The sequence below is a fragment of the Luteimonas soli genome (genome assembly GCF_042648865.1).
Taxonomy (GTDB): domain Bacteria; phylum Pseudomonadota; class Gammaproteobacteria; order Xanthomonadales; family Xanthomonadaceae; genus Luteimonas; species Luteimonas soli.
In genome coordinates this window covers 784,027-804,086 of record NZ_JBHRYA010000003.1, presented here as the reverse complement: position 1 = coordinate 804,086, position 20,060 = coordinate 784,027, and the positions used below count along the sequence as shown (strand labels likewise).

Here is a 20,060-nt window from a genome sequence, read left to right as displayed (position 1 = left end):
GACCTGCACATCGGTGGCGCGCGATGTCCCGTTCGCCTCCATCGCGTCCATGGGGCGCTCTACGGGTCGTAGGGATAGGGCACCACCGGGCCGGGTTCCAACTGCGCCTGCCAGCCCTGCAGGGTGCCGCGGATGTCGTCGCCAACGTCGATCTGCGGCAGCGACGCAACCTCGCCGTCCTCGTGCTCCCAGCTCGAGATCTCGCCGGTGGCGAAGTCGTACGCACCGATGAAACTGGTGCCCCGGTTGAGCCCGTCCACCAGCCACGCGCGCCCGAAGTACGTGGCGTTCGATTCGCTGCCGCAGCCGAACGAGGCGCGGTCGGCGCGTGCGGCGGTGATCAGCAGCGTGCGGGCATCGCGCAGATCCGGGATGAAACCACCCGAGAAGCAGGCCGAGATCACCACCACGCGGTTGCGGATACCGGCGTCGTCGAGCGCGGCGCGCAGCTGCGGCGGCGTGATCCACTCTTCCAGCAGCGGCGGGAACGTCACCACCAGCTCGTGGTCCTCGGTGCCGTGCATGGTCAGGTACAACAGCAGCAGGTCTTCGTCGCGGTCCATCGCCTTGCCGATGCCGGCCAGCGCTGCGCGCAGGTTCTCCAGCGTGGCCAGCGGCCGTGGTGCCGATGTCAGACTGTCGAAATGATTGACAAGGGTGACCACGCCACGCGCATCGAAACGGTTCGACGCCAGCGTGTCGAGGTAGGCCACCTCGTTGCGGAACACGTCCTCGGTGCTGTCGCCCGCGAACCCGACGGCGTAAAGGTCCACGATGCCCGGGCGCTGCGGCGCCAGCGCTGCCATGTCGGCTGCCAGTAGCCTGCGATCGCGCTGGGCGACGCTTTCATCCTCGGCGCAGGCTGGCAGCAGCACCAGCGCGGCGAAGCCGAGCAGGGCGGCTGCGAGGCGGGAGCCGCCCCGGCCGGTCATGCCGCGGCCGGATCGATGTCGGCGAAACTTTCCGCGCGACGGTGGCCGTGCGTGGACTCACCGGTGCGCGGCTGCGGGTAGTCCTCGCGGCGGTCGACCAGCATCGTGCGCATGCCGGCATCGCGTGCGGCGTCTAGCTCCTCGACCACGTCGGACAGGAATAGCACCTCATTCGGCTCGCTGCCGAGCGAACGGGCGATGCCGCGATAGCTGTCGGCCTCGCGCTTGTGGCCGACCGCGGTGTCGAAGAAGGCGTCGAACAGTGGCAGCAGGTCGCCCGCGTCGGAGTTGCCGAACAGCAGCCGCTGCGCCGGTACCGAGCCGGAGGAATACACGGCCAGCCGATAGCCGTCCTCGTCCCAGCGCCGCAGCGCCTCGACCGCGTCGGGATACACCGGCGCGGTGAAGTCGCCGCTGCGGTAGCCGGCTTCCCACACCATGCCCTGCAGCGCCTTGAGCGCGGTGTGCTTGCGGTCCTGGTCGATCCAGCCCTGCAGGGTCTCCACGATCATCGTGTCCTGGCACATGCCGCCGTTCTCCATCGCCACCTGGTCCAGCCACTGCCGCACTTCAGGCTCGTTGCCGCGCGCGCGCACGAAGCCGGGCATTGCCTGGCGGGCGTAGGGGAACAGCACGTCCTTGACGAAGGAGATGCTGCTGGTGGTGCCTTCGATGTCGGTGAGGATGATCGGTTTCATGGGGGAGCCGGGATTGGGGATTCGGGATTCGGGATTCGGAAAGGCAAAGCTGGAGACGGGCGGGGCGTGGATACCGCTCTTCCGAATCCCTAATCCCCGTACCGCGGGAAGCGCTGCGCGATGTCGGTGCCGGTGAAGTGGCCGACCCAGCCATCGGGCTCGGTGAAGAACCGGATCGCCACGAAGCTCGGCTCCTGGCCCATGTCGAACCAGTGCGTGGTGCCGTCCGGCACGGCGATCAGGTCGTCCTTCACGCATTCGATCTCGTAGACCTTGTCGTCCACGTGCAGGGTGAACAGCCCGGAGCCGGCCACGAAGAAGCGTACTTCGTCCTCCTTGTGGAAATGCTCGTCGAGGAACTTGGCGCGCATTTCCTCGCGCTTGGGATTGTCGGGGGCGATGCTGACCACGTCGACGCTCTTGAAACCGCGCTCGGCGACAAGGCGGTCGATGTCGGTGCGGTAGGCGTCCATCACTTCCTCGGGACTTGCGCCGGGCGCGATCGGCTGCGCCGCCTGCCAGCGTTCGAAGGTGACGCCGATCTTCGCCAGCTCGCGGGCGATGGCATCGCCGTCGCTGGTGCTGGACTCGGGCGTGTCGGGAGTGTTGTCGGCGAAGATGCGCAGGCGGCTCATGGCGGTGGCTTCAGGCGGGGAGATCCAGCCTACCAAGGCGCGACGGCGCTGGCACGCGCACGGCGGAAACGCTGAGGTGCGCGTAGGTCGGGGCTACGCCCCCGACGCCCCGCGCGCCCAAGCTGTGTGCCGGCGACCGACGTCAGCGGGCAGTCGGTGGCGCAGCCGGCCTACGCGCCGAGTTTGCGCAGTTCCAGTTCGCAGCCGAGCAGGAACTCGAAGGCCTCCAGGTGGCGCCGCGCCTCGGCCATGTCGCGGCCCCAGGCGTAGAGGCCGTGGCCGTCGATCAGGTAGCCCCACATGTCGCCGCGGTCGAGCAACGCGTCGACCTGCGCTGCCAGCGACGGCATGTCCTGGGTGTTGGGCAGCACCGGCAGGTCGAGTTCGATCTCGTGCGTGGTGTTGCCGCTGAAGGCCTTGAGCAGTTCGTAGCCTTCCAGCCGCACGTGGCCGGCGCCTGCAAACAGCCGTGAAGCCACGGTCTGCACCTGCGAGTGGGTATGCAGCACGCAGCCGACGTCGCCGAAGCGCCGGTACAGCTGGGTATGCAACAGGGTTTCGGCCGAAGGGCGATGGTCGCTGCCGACCGCCTTTCCGTCGAAGTCGACGACCATGATGTCGGCTTCGCGCAGCTTGCCCTTGTCGCGGCCGGAGACGGTGATCGCAGCAAAGCGGTCGTCGAGGCGGCGCGAGAAGTTGCTGCTGGTCGCCGGCGTCCAGCCGAGCGCGGCCAGTTCGCGGACGTTGACGATGATCTCGCCGGCCAGTTCGCACAGGCGATGGTGGTCGTAGGGCAGGGGGGTGTTCATGGCGCAAGTGTAGGGCGGGTTCCAGCCCGCCGCATCATTGTGCCGATGGCGGGTTCAAACCCGCCCTACGATGCTGTTCCCGGGGCCTTGCGGCCGAAGACCCGGTACAGGATCCAGGCCAGCACCACCATCCCGGCGGCGCCCAGCATCATCTGCACCGACGAGGACGCGAACAGCAGTGCGCATGCCACCAGGGCGCCGATGCCGAGCAGCCGGTCGCGCAGGGTCGGGCGACGCTCGCGGGTGCCCAGCACCAGGCTGAGGCCGGCCGCGGCATAGGCCAGCACGACCAGGTTGACGACGATGCTGATGATCACGCCAAACTGTTCGGACACTTGGGGCGCCAGGGTGATGAATGCGATCACCGACATCGCCGAGGCGACGATCAGCAAACCCCAGGCCGCGGCGCCGCGGCTGTTCAGCCTGCCGAAGATCGCTGGCAGGTAGCCGTGCTGCGCGGCCCGGGCGCCGGTTTCGCCGGTCACCAGCATCCAGCCGCCGAGGGTGCCGCTGGCTTTCAGCGCGGCGGCGGCGGCAATCGCGATCGCCGCCCACGGGCCGAAGATCTCCGCCGCGACCAGCGCGAACGGCGCGCTCGATGCCTCCAGCTCGGCGGCGGGGACGATGCCCATCACCAGCACCGACGACACGATGTAGACGATGCCCGCGATCAGCACGCCGCCCAGCGTCGCGCGCGGGATGTCGCGGTCCGGGTCGCGTACCAGGCCGGCGATCATCGCGCCGGTTTCCAGCCCGACGAAGGCCCAGAACACCGGCGCCAGCGATCCGAACACCACCGCAGCGTCCGATTCGCCGGAGACGTTCCATGCCGCGTTGTAGACATCGCCGTCGAAGCTGCCCCAGCCGAATACCAGGACCAGCGCCACCGGTGCCAGTCCGAACACCACGCACAGCGACTGGAACTTCGCCACAGGCTTGGGCCCGAGCAGGTTGATCGCGAACATCAGCCAGATCAGTACGACCTGGCCGGCGACCTGCACGTGCGGGTCGCCGCCGTCCAGCGGCAGCAGGGTCACCAGGTAGCCGAAGGCTGCGACGGCGATCGCGTTGTTGCCGATCCACGAGGAGACCCAGTACAGGGTCGAGGCGAGGAAGCTGGCGTCGCGGCCCAGCGACGGGCGCACGTAGTCGTCCGCCGAAGACAGGTCCGGATAGTCGCGTGCCAGTCGCGCGAACGCCCCGCCCAGCACCAGAGCCAGCATGGTGCCGGCGATCCAGCTGAAGACGGTGATCGCGCCCGAGGCCGCCAGGCTGGCCGGCAGCAGGAAGAAGCCCGAGCCGATCATGTTGTTGGCGACCACGAAGGTCGCCAGGACCGGTCCGATCTTGCGGGCGCTCATCGCAGCCGCTTACCCGTTGCCGTTGCGAAGCTTGCTGTGGCGGTAGCCGTAGAGCGCGTAGACCACCGCGCCGATGGCGATCCAGCCGATCAGCAGGTGCCAGTGCTCGCGGAACACCTGCCAGAACAGGTACATGCACGACAGGAAGCCGAGCGGGCAGATCAGCAGGAAGAACGGCACCCGGAACGGACGCGACAGGCCCGGGCGGGTGTAGCGCAGGACGAGGACGCCCAGGCTCACCACGGCGAACGCGAGCAGGGTGCCCATCGAGACGATGTCGCCGAGGAAGCCGACCGGCAGCAGGCCGGCCAGCACCGCCGCGACCACGCCCACGATCACCGTCCCCACGTGCGGGGTGCGGTGCTTCGGGTGCACCTTGGCGAACAGCTTCGGCAGCAGGCCGTCCTGCGACATCGAGTAGAAGATGCGCGGCTGCGCCATCAGCATGACCAGGATCACCGAGGCCAGGCCCGCGATCGCCGCGATCTCCACCAGCGTCTGCAGCCAGCCCAGGGCCGGATAGTTGTTCAGCGCGGTCGACACCGGTTCGGCGGTGCCGAGCAGGGCGTACGGCATCATGCCGGTGAGCACCGCGCTCATCAGGATGTACAGCAGCGTGCAGACCGCCAGCGAGCCGAGGATGCCGATCGGCATGTCGCGCTGCGGGTTTTTCGCCTCGCCGGCCGCGGTCGAGACCGCGTCGAAGCCGATGTAGGCGAAGAACACCACCGCCGAGGCCCGGATCACGCCTTCCATGCCGTACCGGGTGCCGCCTTCGTTGGCCGGGATGAAGGGCTGCCAGTTCGACGGATCGACGTACTGCAGCCCGAAGCCGATGAACAGCACGATCACGGCGACCTTGACCGCGACGATGATCGAGTTCACGAACGCCGACTGGGTGATGCCCGCGTAGCCGACCGCGCTGACCGCGGCGATGATCAGCACTGCCGGAAGGTTGATGATCTCGCCGGTGGCGACGAACTTGCCGCCCTCGTAGACATAGGGCGCCTGGGCCAGCGCGTTGGGCAGCGCGGCGCCGAAGTTGTCGAGGAAGGCGTTGAGGTAGCCCGACCAGCCGACCGCCACGGTCGAGGCCGCGAACAGGTACTCGAGCACCAGGCACCAACCGATGAACCACGCCACGCCCTCGCCGAGGGTGGCGTACGAATAGGAGTAGGCGCTGCCCGAAACCGGCAGCATGGCCGCGAACTCGGCGTAGCACAGGCCAGCGAAGGCGCAGGCGATGCCGGCGAAGACGAAGCTGAGCATCACGGCCGGCCCCGCGTACTCGGCCGCGGCCTGGCCGGTCAGCACGAAGATCCCGGCGCCGATCACCGCGCCGATGCCGAGCATGATCAACTGGGTGCCGGTGAGGGTGCGTTTGAGCGTGGGTTCGCCTTCCAGGCTGCCCTCGAACGGCTCGCCGGCATCGACGTGGCCCGTCGGCTGGACCGACTTGGTGGCGAAAAGCTGCTTGAACATCCGATTCCCCAGTTGGTTGACGGCCCGCGTTCGACGCGAGGATGCACGCCGCCGGGTGGCGCGGCGAGTGGCGGGCCACCTTACCCCACACATAATTCGGGCGGCAAGGTCCGGTCGGCACGGGGTACATGCACGCGCGACCAGCATGCGATGCCGGATATGCTTGCCGGCCCCGCTTGCCCCAGGTACGTACGACGACGCATGGAAACCACGAGTGAACCCGATGGCCTTCGCGATGAACTGGTCGATTACGCCGCGCGCCATGCCGACCAATCCGCGCTCGCTGCCGCGTTCATCGAACTGCTCGACGACCCCGATGCCTTCGAACGACGACGCCTGGCGGGCCACTTCACCGCCTCGGCCTGGCTGGTCGACGGCGCCGGGCAACGCGTGCTGCTGACCCACCACCGCAAGCTCGGTCGCTGGCTCCAGCTCGGCGGCCACGCCGACGGCGACCGCGACCTGGCGCGCAGTGCCCTGCGCGAGGCGGAGGAGGAATCGGGGCTGACCGGCTTGCGCGTGGTGCCCGGCATCTTCGACCTGGACCGCCACATGATCCCCGAGCACAAGGGCGTGCCCGCGCACTGGCATTACGACGTGCGCTACGTCGTGGTCGCCGCGGACGGCAGGGATTTCGTCGTCAGCGAAGAATCGCTCGACCTGGCCTGGCGCGACATCGCCGCCGTTGCCGAAGACACGGCCGCTGACGAATCGCTGCGGCGGATGGCCGCCAAGTGGCTCGCCCGAGCCTGACAACATCCTGTGGGAGCGGCTTCAGCCGCGAGCTTTTGGCTCCCTCCCCTGCGAAGGCAGGGGAGGGTTGGGGAGGGGTGTCTTTGGGGTCATTGCGAACCGTGAGCACCCCCTCCCAGCCTCCCCCTGCCTTCGCAGGGGGAGGGGCCAAAGCCAAAGCTCGCGGCTGAAGCTGCTCCCACAAGAGCCAATCGGTACGATGTGGCTCAGTACAGAACCCGCGTACGCAGCGTGCCCGGGATCGCCGCCAGCGCCGCGCGCAGGTCCGCCGCCTGGCGTTCTTCCGCGTCCACGTCGATCACCACGTAGCCCACGTTCGCATCCGTGCGCAGGTACTGGCCGTCGATGTTGACGCTGTGCCGGCCGAAGACTTCGTTCACCTGCGACAGCACGCCCGGCACGTTGCGGTGGATGTGCAGCAGGCGCCGGCTGCCGGCGTGGCCGGGCAGGGTGACCTCGGGGAAGTTCACCGCCGACAGCGTGCTGCCGTTGTCGCTGTAGCGCACCAGCTTGGCCGCGACCTCGACGCCGATATTGTCCTGTGCCTCCAGCGTGCTGCCGCCGACGTGCGGGGTGAGGATGACGTTGTCCAGCCCCAGCAGCGGTGATTCGAACGGGTCCTCGTTGCCCTTGGGCTCGCTGGGGAACACGTCCACGGCCGCGCCCGCCAAGTGCCCCGAGCGCAGCGCATCGGCCAACGCGTCGATGTCGACCACGCTGCCGCGCGAGGCGTTGATCAGGTGCGTGCCCGGACGCATGCGCGCGATCTGCGGCGTGCCGAACATCAGCTTCGTGGCCGGCGTTTCCGGCACGTGCAGCGTCACCACGTCGCTGCGCGCGAGCAGGTCGTCCAGGCCGGTGGCCGCGCGCGCGTTGCCCAGCGAGAGCTTGGTTTCGATGTCGTGGAACAGCACGTGCATGCCCAGCGCCTCGGCCAGCACGCCGACCTGGGTGCCGATGTGCCCGTAGCCGATGATGCCGATGGTCTTGCCGCGCGCCTCGTGGCTGCCGGCGGCGGACTTCGACCAGCCGCCGCGGTGGCACTGCGCGTTTTTCTGCGGCACGCCGCGCAGCAGCATGATCGCCTGCGCGAGCACCAGCTCGGCGACGCTGCGGGTATTGGAGTAGGGCGCGTTGAACACCGGGATGCCGGCCAGCTGTGCGGCCTCGGTGTCGACCTGGTTGGTGCCGATGCAGAAGCAGCCCACGGCGAGCAGGCGCCGCGCATCGGCCAGGACTTCGGCGGTGAGCTGGGTGCGCGAGCGGATGCCGATGAAGTGCGCGTCGGCGATGCGTTGCCGCAGTTCGTCTTCGGGCAGCGACTTGGCGTGCAGGTCGATGTTGGTGTAGCCGGCGTCGCGGAACGTGTCCACCGCGGTCTGGCTGACGCCTTCGAGCAGGAGCACGCGGATGTCCTGGCGGGGGTACGAGGTCTTCTTCATCGCTTGTGGCGGGGTGGGGACGATCCAGTGTGCCAGCAAACTGGGGAAGTTTGCTGCACTGCCGCACTGGACGGGGTGCGGCGTGGCTGGCAGGCTTCTGCTAATGCGAACCGTGGTTGCCCCCGATGCTGTCATTCTCGCGAAAGCGGGAACCCAGCGACTTTCTCCCGGCGCGCCGCGGGTGGAGCAGAGTCACTGGGTTCCCGCTTTCGCGGGAATGACGCGGAATCATTCATGACCCACCCCCAGCTTGAAGTTCTGCGCCGCAACATCCCCGGCCTGCGCCTGGAAGCCGACCCGGCCGAGCTAGAGCATTACGGCCGCGACTGGACCCGGCGCTGGACGCCGGCGCCGCTGGCGATCGCGCTGCCGGCGGACGTGGAACAGGTGCAGGCCGTCGTCCGCTGGGCCGGAGCGAACAGCGTGGCGATCGTGCCGTCGGGCGGCCGCACCGGACTGTCCGGCGGCGCCGTCGCGGCCAACGGCGAGCTGGTTCTGAGCCTTGCGCGCATGAACCGCGTGCTCGGCTTCGATCCCATCGACCGCACGCTGACGGTGCAGCCGGGCATCACCCTGCAGGCCGTGCACGAGGCGGCGGCCGGACATGGGCTGGCCTACCCGGTCGACTTCGCCGCGCGCGGCTCCTGCAGCATCGGCGGCAACATCGCCACCAACGCCGGCGGCATCCGCGTGCTGCGCCACGGCAACACCCGCGAGTGGATCGCAGGGTTGAAACTGGTTACCGGTACCGGCGAGTTGCTCGACCTCGGCCGCGGCCTGGTGAAGAATTCCAGCGGCTACGACCTGCGCCACCTGGCGATCGGCTCGGAGGGCACGCTGGGCGTGGTGGTCGAGGCCACGTTGAAACTTGCCGACCCGCCGCCGCCGACGCAGGTGATGCTGCTCGCGCTGCCGTCATTCGGCGTGTTGATGGAGGTGTTTGCGGAGCTGCGGCGGCGTTTGCGGCTGGAGGCCTTCGAGTTCTTCACCGACCGCGCGCTGCACCACGTGCTGGCGCACGGCGGGCAGGCTCCGTTTTCCGACGTGCATCCGTACTACGTGGTCGCCGAGTTCGCGATGCGCGGCGAGGCTGACGAGGTGGCGATGCTGGCCGCGTTCGAGCATTGCACCGAGCGCGCCTGGGTGGCCGACGGCGTCATTGCCCAGGGCGAGGCCCAGGCCGCACAGCTGTGGCGGCTGCGCGAGGGGATCACCGAAAGCCTGGCGCGCCATGCGCCGTACAAGAACGACGTGTCGGTGCGGGTGTCGGCGATGCCCGCGTTCCTCGCCGAGGCGCAGGCCTTGCTCGGACGCGAATACCCGGAGTTCGACGTGGTCTGGTTCGGCCACGTCGGCGACGGCAACCTGCACATCAACGTGCTGCGGCCCGGTGGCATGGACGGCGCGGAGTTCGTCGGCCGGTGCGAGCAGGTCACCAGGCTGCTGGCCGAAACGCTGCAGCGCCACGGCGGCAGCATCTCCGCCGAACACGGCATCGGGCTGGTGAAGAAGCCCTGGTTGCCATCGACGCGCAGTGAAGCGGAGATCGAGGTGATGCGCGGGATCCGGCGGGTGCTGGACCCGCGCGGGATCATGAATCCGGGGAAGCTGTTCGATCCCTGAACCCCCATGTTTGAAAGCCCTCCCCTTGAAGGGGAAGGGGAAAAACCGATCCACTCAATCGGCGCGGCCGCCGAACTCGCCCGTCGTGGTATTCACCCACACCCGCTCGCCGTTGCCGACGTATTCGGGCACCTGGATCTCGATGCCGGTGCTCAGCTTCGCCGGCTTCGGGCGCTTGGTCGCGGTGCCGCCCTTGAGCTCGGGCGGCGTGTCGACCACTTCAAGCGCCACGCTCTGCGGCAGCTGCAGCGCGACAGGCTGCTCGTCGATGATCTGCACGTAACACTCGGCCAGGCCGTCGCTGATGTAGCCGGCCGCGTCGCCGACGACGTCGGCGTCGAGCGTGTAGGGCGTGTAGTCCTCGTCGTCCATGAACACGAACGCATCGCCGTCCTTGTACGAGAACGTCACCTGCCGGCGCGTCAGCTCGACTTCCTTCAGCTCGTCGTCGCCGCCGAGGCTGAGGTCGAACTTGTTGCCGCCGGGCACCGAGTACAGGGTGAAGCGGAACTTGACGTTGCCGCCGCGGCCCTGGGGCGAGCTGCGCTCGATGTCACGCACCTGGTAGACGGTACCGCTGTGCTCGACCACGTTTCCCTTCTTGACGTCGTAGGCTTTCATGCTGGCTGGGTGGCTCCCGTGGAGTAATGGCCGTCACCGGATCGATTACGGCCGAGGTCAGGTGGAATGCTGGCGGCCTGCGCTTGAAAGCCCTCCCCTTCAAGGGGAGGGTTGGGTGGGGATGGGTTTCCGCCGCGCGGGCAACGACGCTGATTTTCCCGGTTGCGCGGCCAGTGCGCCATCCCCTGGCGGGTGACTTGCATGGGCCGCCGCTGCCGCCCCGATGGCACAGCGATGCCCCCCGATGCCTCCGCCCCGCGATTCGAGACCGGTTTTGCTGTTAGTCTCGACCCCTTGCGCAGCCCACTTTGCAGCCATCGGACACGACCGGCGCGGTGGGCTTTCTTCCGGGGCAAGAAGAAGGATCACGATACGTGGATGCATTCCTGAATTCGCTCAACGACATCATCTGGAGCATGGCGCTGGTCGGGCTGTGCCTCGGCCTGGGTCTGTATTTTTCGATCCGCACCCGCTTCATGCAGGTCTGGGGCGTGCCGGAAATGCTGCGGCTGATGTTCAACAACAAGTCGTCGAACTCGGGCGTTTCCTCGTTCCAGGCGCTGGCCGTCTCGCTTGCCGGGCGGGTGGGCACCGGCAACATCGCCGGCGTCGCCACCGCGATCGCGTTTGGCGGCCCGGGCGCGGTGTTCTGGATGTGGGCGATGGCCTTCTTCGGCGCCTCGACGTCCTACATCGAATGCACCCTGGCGCAGATCTACAAGGAGAAGGACGACCAGGGCCGTTACCGCGGCGGGCCGGCCTACTACATCGAGAAGGCGATGGGGCTGAAGTGGTACGCGTGGATATTCGCGGTGGTCACCGTGTTCGCCTGCGGCCTGCTGCTGCCGGTGGTGCAGGTCAACACCCTGGCCAGCAGCATGAACAATGCATTCGAACTGCCGCCGCTGCTGATCGCGGGCGGGATCGCGCTGCCGCTGGCGCTGATCATCTTCGGCGGCATCAAGCGCATCGCCAGCTTCGCCGAGATGGCGGTGCCGTTCATGGCCATCGCCTACATCCTCGTTGCGCTGGTGATCATGGCCCTCAACTACGAGCGCCTGCCGGCGATGTTCGAACTGATCGTGAGCAGCGCGTTCGGCCTCCACGCCGGGTTCGGCGCGATGCTCGGTCTTGCGGTGGAGTGGGGCGTGAAGCGCGGGATCTACTCCAACGAGGCCGGGCAGGGCACCGGCCCGCACGCGGCCGCTGCGGCCGAGGTGCAGCATCCGGCGCAGCAGGGCTTCGTGCAGGCGTTCGCGGTTTACGTCGACACGCTGCTCGTGTGCTCGGCAACGGCGTTCATGATCCTGGCGACCGGCATGTACAACATTCCCGACCCGTCCGCGGCGGGCGGTTTCCTGTACCAGGCGCTGCCTGGCGCCGTGGCGGGGCCGGACTTCTCGCAGGCCGCGGTGGATTCGAACTTCCCGGGCTGGGGCGCCGGCTTCGTCGCCATCGCACTGCTGTTCTTCGTGTTCACCACGGTGATGGCCTACTACTACATGGCCGAGACCAACATCGCCTACATCAACCGCAAGGTGCACCGGCCGTGGCTGATCCTGGTGCTGCGGCTGACGATGATCGGTGCGGTGTTCCTGGGCGTGCTGCGCACGACCGGTGGTGCGTGGGCGCTGGGCGACGTCGGCGTGGGGCTGATGGCCTGGCTCAACCTGGTCGCGATCGTGATCCTGCAGAAGCCGGCGCTGGCAGCGCTGCGCGACTACCAGCGGCAGCGGAAGGCAAAAGTGGCCGATTACGATTTCGATCCCGTGGCGCTTGGCATTCGTAATGCGCACTACTGGGAGCGGCGCAAGGCCGGGCTGGAGCCTGACCTGCCGAAGCCCGACGCGCCCGCGGCTGGCGATCGCTGAAGTACCCGGACGAGGCGGGGGACATCCGGGATCCACGCTGGCACAGCGGTCCCGGATGCTTTGCTTGTCCGGACCATGCGGCCCGGAAGCGGACCGGGGTTCAGGCCGGGCAGGCGATCGCCTTCGCGAATCCCCAATCCCGAATCCCCAATCCCGGCTTCACTTCACTTCGGCGCCAGCCGCACCGCGCCATCGAGGCGGATGGTCTCGCCGTTGACGTAGCGGTTGCCGAGCAGGTACGCGACCAGGTCGGCGAACTCCTCTGGCTTGCCCAGGCGCGAGGGGAACGGGATCGACGCCGACAGCGACTGCTGCACCTCGTCCGGCATGCCGTCGACCATCGGCGTCCAGAAGATGCCGGGCGCGATGGTGTTGACGCGGATGCCGAAGCGGGCCAGTTCGCGCGCCATCGGCAGGGTCATGCCGACTACGCCTCCCTTCGACGCCGAGTACGCGGCCTGGCCGATCTGGCCTTCGTAGGCGGCGACCGACGCGGTGTTGACGATCGCGCCGCGCTCGCCGTCCTCGCCCGCCTCGTTGTGCTGCATCTGCGCCGCGGCGGCCTTGGCGACGTTGAAGCTGCCGACCAGGTTGACCATCACCGTGGCCGAGAAATTCTTCAGCGGCATCGGCGCCTCGCGGCCGAGCACGCGGCCGGCGCCGAGGATGCCGGCGCAGTTGATGGTGGCGTTGAGCCCGCCGAGGAACTCCTTCGCCGCGGCGACGTTGGCGACCACGCCGTCCTCGTCGGTGACGTCGGTCCTGAAATAGCGGGCGTTGGCCTCGCCCAGCGCGGCGACGGCCGCCGCGCCCTTGTCGTCGTTGACGTCGAACAACGCGACCTTGCCGCCGTCGGCGACGATGCGCGTGGCCACGGCCAGGCCGAGGCCGGAGACGCCGCCGGTGACGACGGCACGGATCGAATCGGGTTGCATGCGGAATCCCGGAAAGCGGAAACCGGGGATTTTAACCGTGATGGCCACGTGTCCGGGCGAGGTCCTCGGGATTCCGGGTTCTTCGTGGGAGCGGATGGCCCCGGCTTACGTCGTGTCGCCGACGGGCTGGTTGGACTTCAGGCGGCGCGCGAACTCGTCCGGCCGCAGGCCCGGTGCGAACAGGAAGCCCTGGCCGACCGGGACGCCCAGCTCCAGCAGGAACCGGCGCTGCTGCTCGGACTCCACGCCCTCGGCCACCAGCCCCAGCCCGAGGCTGCGGGCGATGCCGGCGACGGCCTGGCAGACTGCGACGTCGGACTTGTTGTCCGGCACGCCCTCGACGAACAGCTGGCTCAGCTTCAGGCCGTGGATCGGCAGCCGCCGCAGGTAGTTGAGCGCGCTGTAGCCTTCGCCGAAATCGTCGATGGTCAGCACCACGCCCTGTTCGCGCAGGCGCGCGAAGGTGCGCAGCGTGTCCGGCGCGTCCTCGATCAGCACGCGTTCGGTGAACTCCAGTTCCAGCGCGGTGCCGGGCAGGTCGAACTCGGCCAGCACGCCGTGCACGTTGTCGGCCAGGTCGTCACCGAGGAACTGGCGGTAGGACACGTTGACCGCCACGCGCACGATGCCCAGCCCTTCGTCGCGCCACTGCGCCGCCTGCCTGCAGGCTTCGCGCAGTACCCAGCTGCCGATGCGCACGATGTCGCCGGTGGTCTCGGCGTGGCCGATGAAGTGGTCGGGCCGCATCTCACCCAGCTGCCGGTTCTGCCAGCGGATCAGGGCCTCGGCGGCGATGATGCGGCCGCCCTTGAGGTCGACTTGCGGCTGGTAGACCAGGTGGAACTCGTTGTTGTCGGTGGCCCGGCGCAGGTGGGTCTCGACGCGAAGCCGGTCCTGCTGCGTCTGCGCCAGCGCCGGCGTGAATACCTGCCAGCCGTTGCGGATGCGGCGCTTGCTGTCGTACATCGCCGCGTCGGCGCTGTGGATCAGGGTCTGCGGCCGCTCGCCATGCTCGGGCGCGCGCGCGATGCCGATGCTGGCGGTGATCGCGAATTCCTCCTTCTCGAACCGGAAGCTGTCGCTGAAGGCGTCGAGGATCGAGTCGGCGACGCGCTCGGGCCGATCCTCGTCATCCTCGGTGCTGCACACGACCAGGAATTCGTCGCCGCCGAAGCGCGCGATCAGGCCCTCGGTGCCCACCGCGCGCACGATCCGGCGCGCGGCATTCATCAGCAGCTCGTCGCCGGCGTTGTGGCCGAGCACGTCGTTGACCACCTTGAAGCGGTCCAGGTCGATGTAGAGCACGGCCACGCGCGATTGCGCCGGATCGGCCAGGCGCGCGCTGATCTCGCCGAGGATCGCGTCCCGGTTCATCAGCCCGGTGAGCGGGTCGCTGCGCGCCTGCACGCGCAGCGTTTCCTCGCCGTGCTTGAGCTCGGTGATGTCCTGCAGGGTGCCGGTCAGGTGCGAGGTGGCCGGGTCGCCCGGCACGCCGCCGCCGATCACGCGCACCCAGAATGCATGGCCGTCGGCGCGCGCGCCCTGCAGCTCGAGGTCGAAGTCGCGGCCTTCCCGGATCACGTGGTCCAGCGCCGCGCGCATGCGCAGGCGGTCGCCGGGGGCAAGGCAGTCGATCATCCCCGGCATCGTCGCCGGCGGCGTGTCCTGGGCGAGGATGCGCGCCGATTCGTCGGTGAGGTAGAGCTGGTCGCTGGTGCAGTCCCACTCCCAGCCGCCGATGTGCGCCAGCGCCTGCACGCGGTCGAACAGGGCGCTGTCGCGCTTGAGTTCGGTGACGTCGCTGAACATCGACAGCACCTGGTGCGGGCGGTCGGCGTCGGCCGCGTACTGCGGCACCACCGTGACCGACAGCCAGCTCAGCTGGCGCCGCTGGCGGTGGTAGAGGCCGAGCAGGGTGCTCTCGATGATCCTGCCGTCGCGCATCGCGCGTACCGCCGGGTACTCGGTTTCGGGCATCACCGTGCCGTCCTCGCGGACCAGCATCCAGGCCTCCAGCCGCATCGCGTCGTCGAGCGATTCGTCGCCGCCGACGCCCAGCAGGCGTAGCGCGGCCGAGTTGCCGTAGGTGAAGTTCAGGTGTTCGTCCTGGACCACGATGCCCTTGTCGATCACCTCCATCAGCTCGCGGTAGCGCAGCTCGGCGTCGTGGCGGCCGCTGAGGTCGCGCGCCACCGCCACCAGGCACTTGCGGCCGTCGTGCTGGAAACCCGCCGAATGCACCTCGACCGGGAACCGGGTGCCGTCGGCGCGCATGTTGGTCACTTCGATGACGTAGGTGCGGCCACGGTTGATGGTGTCCCAGACCGGGCCGAGGTGGCCCTTGGGCAGGTCCGGGTTCAGCACTTCGATCGGCTGGCCGATGATCTCCTCGCGCGGGCGCCGGTAGGCAGCCATGCCGGCCTTGTTGAGGTCGAGCACGATGCCGCGCTCGTCGAGGATGCTGACCGGGTCGGGCACCGCGTCGAACAGGGCGTGATAGCGCAGGCGCGCGGTTTCCGCATCGCTGCTGGCCGCGTGCAGCGCGTCGCGGGCCTGGGCGAGCAGGAGGCGGACGTCCGGGGCGAGCGACGGGTCGCTGCTGGCCGCGTCCAGGGCCGTGGCGATCTGCGCAGTGCCATCGTTGGCCGACAGCCGCGAGGTTTCCTCCGGCAGCCGTCGGCTGGTGCTCATGAGGCGGCGCGCGCCCGGGTGACCTTGCTGCCGGTGTCGCGGCTCAGGAGCGCCGCCAGCCAGCGGCCGGTATCGCTGAGCGCGTCCAGGTCGATGCCGGTCTCGATGCCCATGCCGCGCAGCATATACGCCACGTCCTCGCTGGCAACGTTGCCGGTCGCACCTTTCGCATACGGGCAGCCGCCGGTGCCGGAGACGGCCGCGTCGACCACCGCCACGCCTTCCTCCAGGCAGGCCAGGATGTTCGCCAGCGCCTGGCCGTAGGTGTCGTGGAAGTGCACTGCCAGCGCCGGCATCGGGATCGCCTCGGCCACCGCCAGCAGCATCGCGCGCGCCTTGCCAGGCGTGCCGACGCCGATCGTGTCGCCCAGCGAGATCTCGTAGCAGCCCATCTGGTGCAACGCACGCGCCACGTGCACCACGCCGGCGACCGGCACCTCGCCCTGGTAGGGGCAGCCGAGCACGGTGGAGACGTAGCCGCGCACCGGTACGCCGTCGGCCTTCGCGCGTTCGAGCACCGGTGCGAAGCGCTCCAGCGACTCGTCGATGCTCGCGTTGATGTTGGCCTTGTTGAACGCCTCCGACGCCGCGGTGAACACCGCGACCTCGTCCGCGCCTGCAGCGCGCGCGCGTTCGTAGCCGCGTTCGTTGGGCACCAGCACCGGGTAGCGCACGCCCGGCCTGCGCGCGATGCCGGCGTAGACTTCGGCGGCATCGGCCAGCTGCGGCACCCACTTCGGGCTGACGAAGCTGGTGGCTTCGACCGTCCGCAAACCGGTGGCCGAGAGGCGGTCGATCAGCTCGATCTTCGCCGCGGTGGGAATGATGGCCTTCTCGTTCTGCAGGCCATCGCGGGGACCGACTTCGACGATGCGGACGCTGGAGGGCAGGGCCATGCTCAGGTTTCCAGCGTGACCAGGCTGGCGTCTGCGTCGACGAACTCGCCTTCCGCCGCGCGCACCTGCGCGACCACGCCGTCGCGCGGGGCCTTCAGGGAAAGCTCCATCTTCATCGCTTCCATCACCAGCAATTCCTGCCCCTGTTCCACGCTGTCGCCACCGGCCACGCGGACCAGCACGATGCGGCCCGGCATTGGCGCGACCAGCTGGTCGCCGCTGCCGTCCGCGCCCGCATGTTCGGCCTGGTAGGCCGGCACGCGCTCGTAGCGCCAGCGCCGTTCACCGTCGTGCAACAAAATCCGGCGCGCATCGGCATCGATGCGGAAACGCCAGCCCCGTTCGTCGAAACGGGCGCTGAGGCCGGTTTCGGCCAGATGCGGGCCTGCCAGGCGGGCGCCGGCCACCACCGTGGCGTTGCCGTCGTGCTCGATGCGGTACTCGCCACCGGCGCCGTGCGCGGTGATGTCGTGGCGGGTGTCGGCCCGGCGCAGTACCAGCCGGCGCTGTCCGGCGTGGCCCAGGCGCCAGCCGTCGGCGATGCCCCAGGGCGAAGACGGGTCGCCGCTGCGCGCGGTGGCGTCGCGCGTGGCGGCCTCTTCCTGCAGCAGGGCGACGGCGGCCGCGGCGGCGATCGGGCCGGCGTCGTCGCCGCTGCCGATGAAGTCGTCGAGGTGGCGGTCGAGGTAGCCGGTGTCGATGCTGGCTTCGACGATGGCCGGATGCCGCACCAGGCGCTCAAGGAAGGCGATGTTGGACTTCGGTCCTTCGATCGAGCACTGCGCCAGCGCCTCGCGCAGTCGGGCGAGGGCGCGTGGGCGGTCTTCGTCCCACACGATCAGCTTGGCGATCATCGGGTCGTAGAAGATCGTCACCGTGTCGCCCTCGACCACGCCCGAGTCGATGCGCACGTGCGCCGAAGGCGGCGGCAGCCGCAGGCGTTCGAGCCGGCCCGAGCCGGGCAGGAAGCCCGCGTCGGGGTCCTCCGCGTACAGCCGTACCTCGATGGCGTGGCCGTTGCGCGCGATGTCGTCCTGCGCCAGTGGCAGCGGCTGGCCGGCGGCGATGCGCAGCTGCCATTCGACCAGGTCCAGGCCGGTCACGCATTCGGTGACCGGGTGTTCCACCTGCAGCCGGGTGTTGATCTCCATGAAGAAGAACTCGCCCGACGGCGCGACGATGAACTCCACCGTGCCCGCATTGGCGTAGTCGATCGCATGCGCGGCCTGCACCGCGGCGGCGCCCATCGCCGCGCGCAGCTCCGGCGTGACGAAGGGCGAGGGCGATTCCTCCAGCACCTTCTGGTAGCGGCGCTGCGCCGAGCACTCGCGTTCGCCCAGGTGGATGGCATTGCCGTGGCTGTCGCCGAAGACCTGGATCTCGATGTGGCGCGGGGATTCGATGTAGCGTTCGAGCAGCACGCGGTCGCGGCCGAATGCGCTTTTCGCCTCGCGCTGGCAGCTTTCGAGGTTGGGCAGGAACTCCCCGGCGCTGCGCACGATGCGCATGCCCTTGCCACCGCCGCCGTGCGCGGCCTTGATCATCAGCGGGAAGCCGATGCGCTCCGCCTCGCGGGCGAGCAGGTCGGGCGACTGGTCTTCGCCGGTGTAGCCGGGCACCACGGGCACGCCGGCTGCGGCCATCAGGTCCTTGGCGCCGGCCTTGCTGCCCATCCTGCGCATCGAGTCTCCGGACGGCCCGATGAAGGCCAGCCCGGCCGCCTTGACCGCATCGGCGAAGTCCGCGTTCTCGCTGAGGAAGCCGTAGCCGGGATGGATCGCCTGCGCGCCGGATTGTTTGGCGGCTTCCAGGATCGCGTCGCCGCGCAGATAGCTGTCCTGCGGCCGCGGCCCGCCGATCGGCCAGGCCTCGTCGGCCAGGCGCACGTGCTGCGCATTGGCGTCGGCTTCCGAGTACACCGCGACGGTGGCGATGCCGAGGCGACGCGCGGTGCGGATGACCCGGCAGGCGATTTCGCCGCGGTTGGCGATGAGGATCTTGTTGAACATGCCTGTCTTTGCTCTGAAGCCCTCCCCTTCAAGGGGAGGGTTTGGGTGGGGATGGTTTTGCGCGCGCCCGCAGTGTTCGCAGGATCACGTCCAGCACGCCATCCATGTTGTCGAAGACGTCATTGTTCCAGAAGCGCAGGACAATGAACCCACTGTTTTCCAGCACAGCTGTCCGACGCGCGTCGTATGTTGTTGAATCGGCGTGTTGGCTACCATCCAGCTCAACGACGAGATTTCGTTCAAGACAGGCGAAATCAAGGATGAAGTCGAGGAACGGATGCTGTCGCCTGAATTTGCATCCCGCCAGTTGCCTGCCACGCAACTGCCACCAAAGCAGGGCTTCTGCATCGGTCGGGGCGTTGCGGAGCTTGCGTTGGAGTTTTCCACGCAGGATCTTCCTGTTTGTCTGGCCTTGCATCGGGACGCTCCTTGTCCACTGGTTCGAATCATCGGTCGGGACACCATCCCCACCCAACCCTCCCCTTGAAGGGGAGGGCTTGACCGGCTGCCTGGTTACTTCGTCTCCGTCCATGCCGCTGCGCGCTTGTCCAGGAACGCCGACAGGCCTTCCTGCCCTTCCGGCGACACCCGCAGCCGTGCGATCAGTGCGGCGTTGTCCGCATCGATGGCATCCCGGTCGCGGCGCCCGGCGATGTCGCGCACCAGCGCCTTCGCCTGCGCCGAGGCCACCGGCCCGGCCTTGAGCAGCAGGCCGACCTGGCGCTCGACTGCCGAATCCAGCGCGTCGGCAGCCACGACTTCGTGCAGCAGCCCGATCCGCTGCGCCTGCGCGGCATCGAACACTTCCGCCGTGGCGAACCAGCGCCGCGCCTGGCGCGCGCCGATCGCGGCGATCACGTAGGGCGAGATCACCGCCGGCAGCAATCCGAGCTTGCTCTCGGTCAGGCCGAACTTCGCGCCCTCGGCGCCGATGGCGATGTCGCAGCAGGCCACCAGCCCGACGCCGCCGCCGAAGGCCGCTCCGTGGACGCGGGCGATCGTGGGCTTGGGCAACTCGTCCAGCACGCGCATCAGGCGGGCGAGGGCGAGGGAGTCGTCGCGGTTCTCGGCTTCGCTGGCGGCGGCCATGCCGCGCATCCAGTTGAGGTCGGCGCCGGCCGAGAACGAGGCGCCGGCGCCCTCGAGCACGACCACGCGCACGCCGTCGTCGTTGGCCAGCCGCTCCAGTTCACCGATCAGCGCCGCGATCAGGGCGGCGTCGAAGGCGTTGTGCAGGTCCGGGCGGTGCAGGCGCAGGCGCGCCACCGCGCCGTCGCGCTCGGTCAGCAGTGCATCTGTCAC

17 protein-coding genes are annotated in these 20,060 nt (G+C 68.8%); 3 read left to right on the top strand and 14 right to left on the bottom strand.

Features of this window, described 5'->3' with window-relative positions:
- Positions 1-59: 59 nt before the first annotated feature.
- From ACFONC_RS06910 to ACFONC_RS06885, 6 genes are all read right to left on the bottom strand, one after another.
- Complete coding sequence (locus ACFONC_RS06910) at positions 60-932, bottom strand: C13 family peptidase (protein WP_386742972.1); 873 nt, start codon at positions 930-932, stop codon at positions 60-62.
- A complete protein-coding gene (mtnC, locus tag ACFONC_RS06905) occupies positions 929-1,630 on the bottom strand; it encodes an acireductone synthase (protein ID WP_386742971.1) in 702 nt (233 codons plus the stop codon). Before mtnC ends, ACFONC_RS06910 begins: the two co-directional genes overlap by 4 nt.
- Positions 1,631-1,719: 89 nt before the next feature.
- The gene (locus ACFONC_RS06900) at positions 1,720-2,265 is read right to left on the bottom strand and encodes a 1,2-dihydroxy-3-keto-5-methylthiopentene dioxygenase (protein ID WP_386742970.1); all 546 of its coding nucleotides are present in this window, start codon (positions 2,263-2,265) and stop codon (positions 1,720-1,722) included.
- Between the two features lie 170 nt (positions 2,266-2,435).
- Positions 2,436-3,074, bottom strand: coding sequence for a methylthioribulose 1-phosphate dehydratase (locus ACFONC_RS06895; protein ID WP_386742969.1), 639 nt, complete (start codon positions 3,072-3,074; stop codon positions 2,436-2,438).
- Between the two features lie 65 nt (positions 3,075-3,139).
- Positions 3,140-4,435, bottom strand: coding sequence for an amino acid permease (locus tag ACFONC_RS06890; protein ID WP_386742968.1), 1,296 nt, complete (start codon positions 4,433-4,435; stop codon positions 3,140-3,142).
- A gap of 9 nt (positions 4,436-4,444) precedes the next feature.
- Entirely contained in the window at positions 4,445-5,917 is a 1,473-nt protein-coding gene (locus ACFONC_RS06885; RefSeq protein ID WP_386742967.1) for an amino acid permease, read from the bottom strand.
- A 159-nt stretch (positions 5,918-6,076) separates the two neighbouring features.
- Between ACFONC_RS06885 and ACFONC_RS06880 the strand changes: the two genes are divergently transcribed.
- Positions 6,077-6,670: an NUDIX hydrolase gene (locus ACFONC_RS06880; RefSeq protein WP_386743081.1), complete on the top strand. Its 594-nt coding sequence runs from the start codon at positions 6,077-6,079 to the stop codon at positions 6,668-6,670.
- Between the two features lie 206 nt (positions 6,671-6,876).
- On the opposite strand, the gene serA is transcribed toward ACFONC_RS06880, so the two are convergent.
- Positions 6,877-8,112 carry a phosphoglycerate dehydrogenase gene (serA, locus tag ACFONC_RS06875; protein ID WP_386742966.1) on the bottom strand — a complete coding sequence of 412 codons (1,236 nt, stop codon included), beginning with the start codon at positions 8,110-8,112 and terminating at the stop codon, positions 6,877-6,879.
- Positions 8,113-8,346: 234 nt separating this feature from the next.
- Here serA and ACFONC_RS06870 point away from each other — a divergent pair, with 234 nt between their 5' ends.
- Entirely contained in the window at positions 8,347-9,735 is a 1,389-nt protein-coding gene (locus tag ACFONC_RS06870; RefSeq protein ID WP_386742965.1) for an FAD-binding oxidoreductase, read from the top strand.
- Between the two features lie 54 nt (positions 9,736-9,789).
- Here ACFONC_RS06870 and yeiP read toward each other — a convergent pair whose 3' ends face one another.
- Positions 9,790-10,356, bottom strand: a complete 567-nt coding sequence (gene yeiP / locus ACFONC_RS06865; protein WP_386742964.1) for an elongation factor P-like protein YeiP — start codon at positions 10,354-10,356, stop codon at positions 9,790-9,792.
- Positions 10,357-10,730: 374 nt separating this feature from the next.
- Here yeiP and ACFONC_RS06860 point away from each other — a divergent pair, with 374 nt between their 5' ends.
- On the top strand, positions 10,731-12,227 hold the full coding sequence (locus tag ACFONC_RS06860; RefSeq protein ID WP_386742963.1) for an alanine/glycine:cation symporter family protein: 1,497 nt from the start codon (positions 10,731-10,733) through the stop codon (positions 12,225-12,227).
- 164 nt (positions 12,228-12,391) lie between these two features.
- Here the strand turns inward: ACFONC_RS06860 and ACFONC_RS06855 are convergent, their stop codons facing one another.
- From ACFONC_RS06855 to ACFONC_RS06830, 6 genes are all read right to left on the bottom strand, one after another.
- Complete coding sequence (locus tag ACFONC_RS06855) at positions 12,392-13,162, bottom strand: SDR family oxidoreductase (RefSeq protein WP_386742962.1); 771 nt, start codon at positions 13,160-13,162, stop codon at positions 12,392-12,394.
- A 105-nt stretch (positions 13,163-13,267) separates the two neighbouring features.
- The gene (locus ACFONC_RS06850; RefSeq protein WP_386742961.1) at positions 13,268-15,853 is read right to left on the bottom strand and encodes a sensor domain-containing protein; all 2,586 of its coding nucleotides are present in this window, start codon (positions 15,851-15,853) and stop codon (positions 13,268-13,270) included.
- Positions 15,850-16,743 (bottom strand): hydroxymethylglutaryl-CoA lyase, encoded by an 894-nt coding sequence (locus tag ACFONC_RS06845; RefSeq protein WP_386743080.1) that lies wholly within the window; start codon positions 16,741-16,743, stop codon positions 15,850-15,852. The genes ACFONC_RS06850 and ACFONC_RS06845 overlap by 4 nt, the downstream gene beginning before the upstream one ends.
- An 8-nt stretch (positions 16,744-16,751) precedes the next feature.
- Positions 16,752-18,758 (bottom strand): acetyl/propionyl/methylcrotonyl-CoA carboxylase subunit alpha, encoded by a 2,007-nt coding sequence (locus tag ACFONC_RS06840; RefSeq protein ID WP_386742960.1) that lies wholly within the window; start codon positions 18,756-18,758, stop codon positions 16,752-16,754.
- Between the two features lie 28 nt (positions 18,759-18,786).
- On the bottom strand, positions 18,787-19,176 hold the full coding sequence (locus tag ACFONC_RS06835) for an endonuclease domain-containing protein (protein ID WP_386742959.1): 390 nt from the start codon (positions 19,174-19,176) through the stop codon (positions 18,787-18,789).
- 95 nt (positions 19,177-19,271) lie between these two features.
- Entirely contained in the window at positions 19,272-20,060 is a 789-nt protein-coding gene (locus ACFONC_RS06830) for an enoyl-CoA hydratase-related protein (protein WP_386742958.1), read from the bottom strand.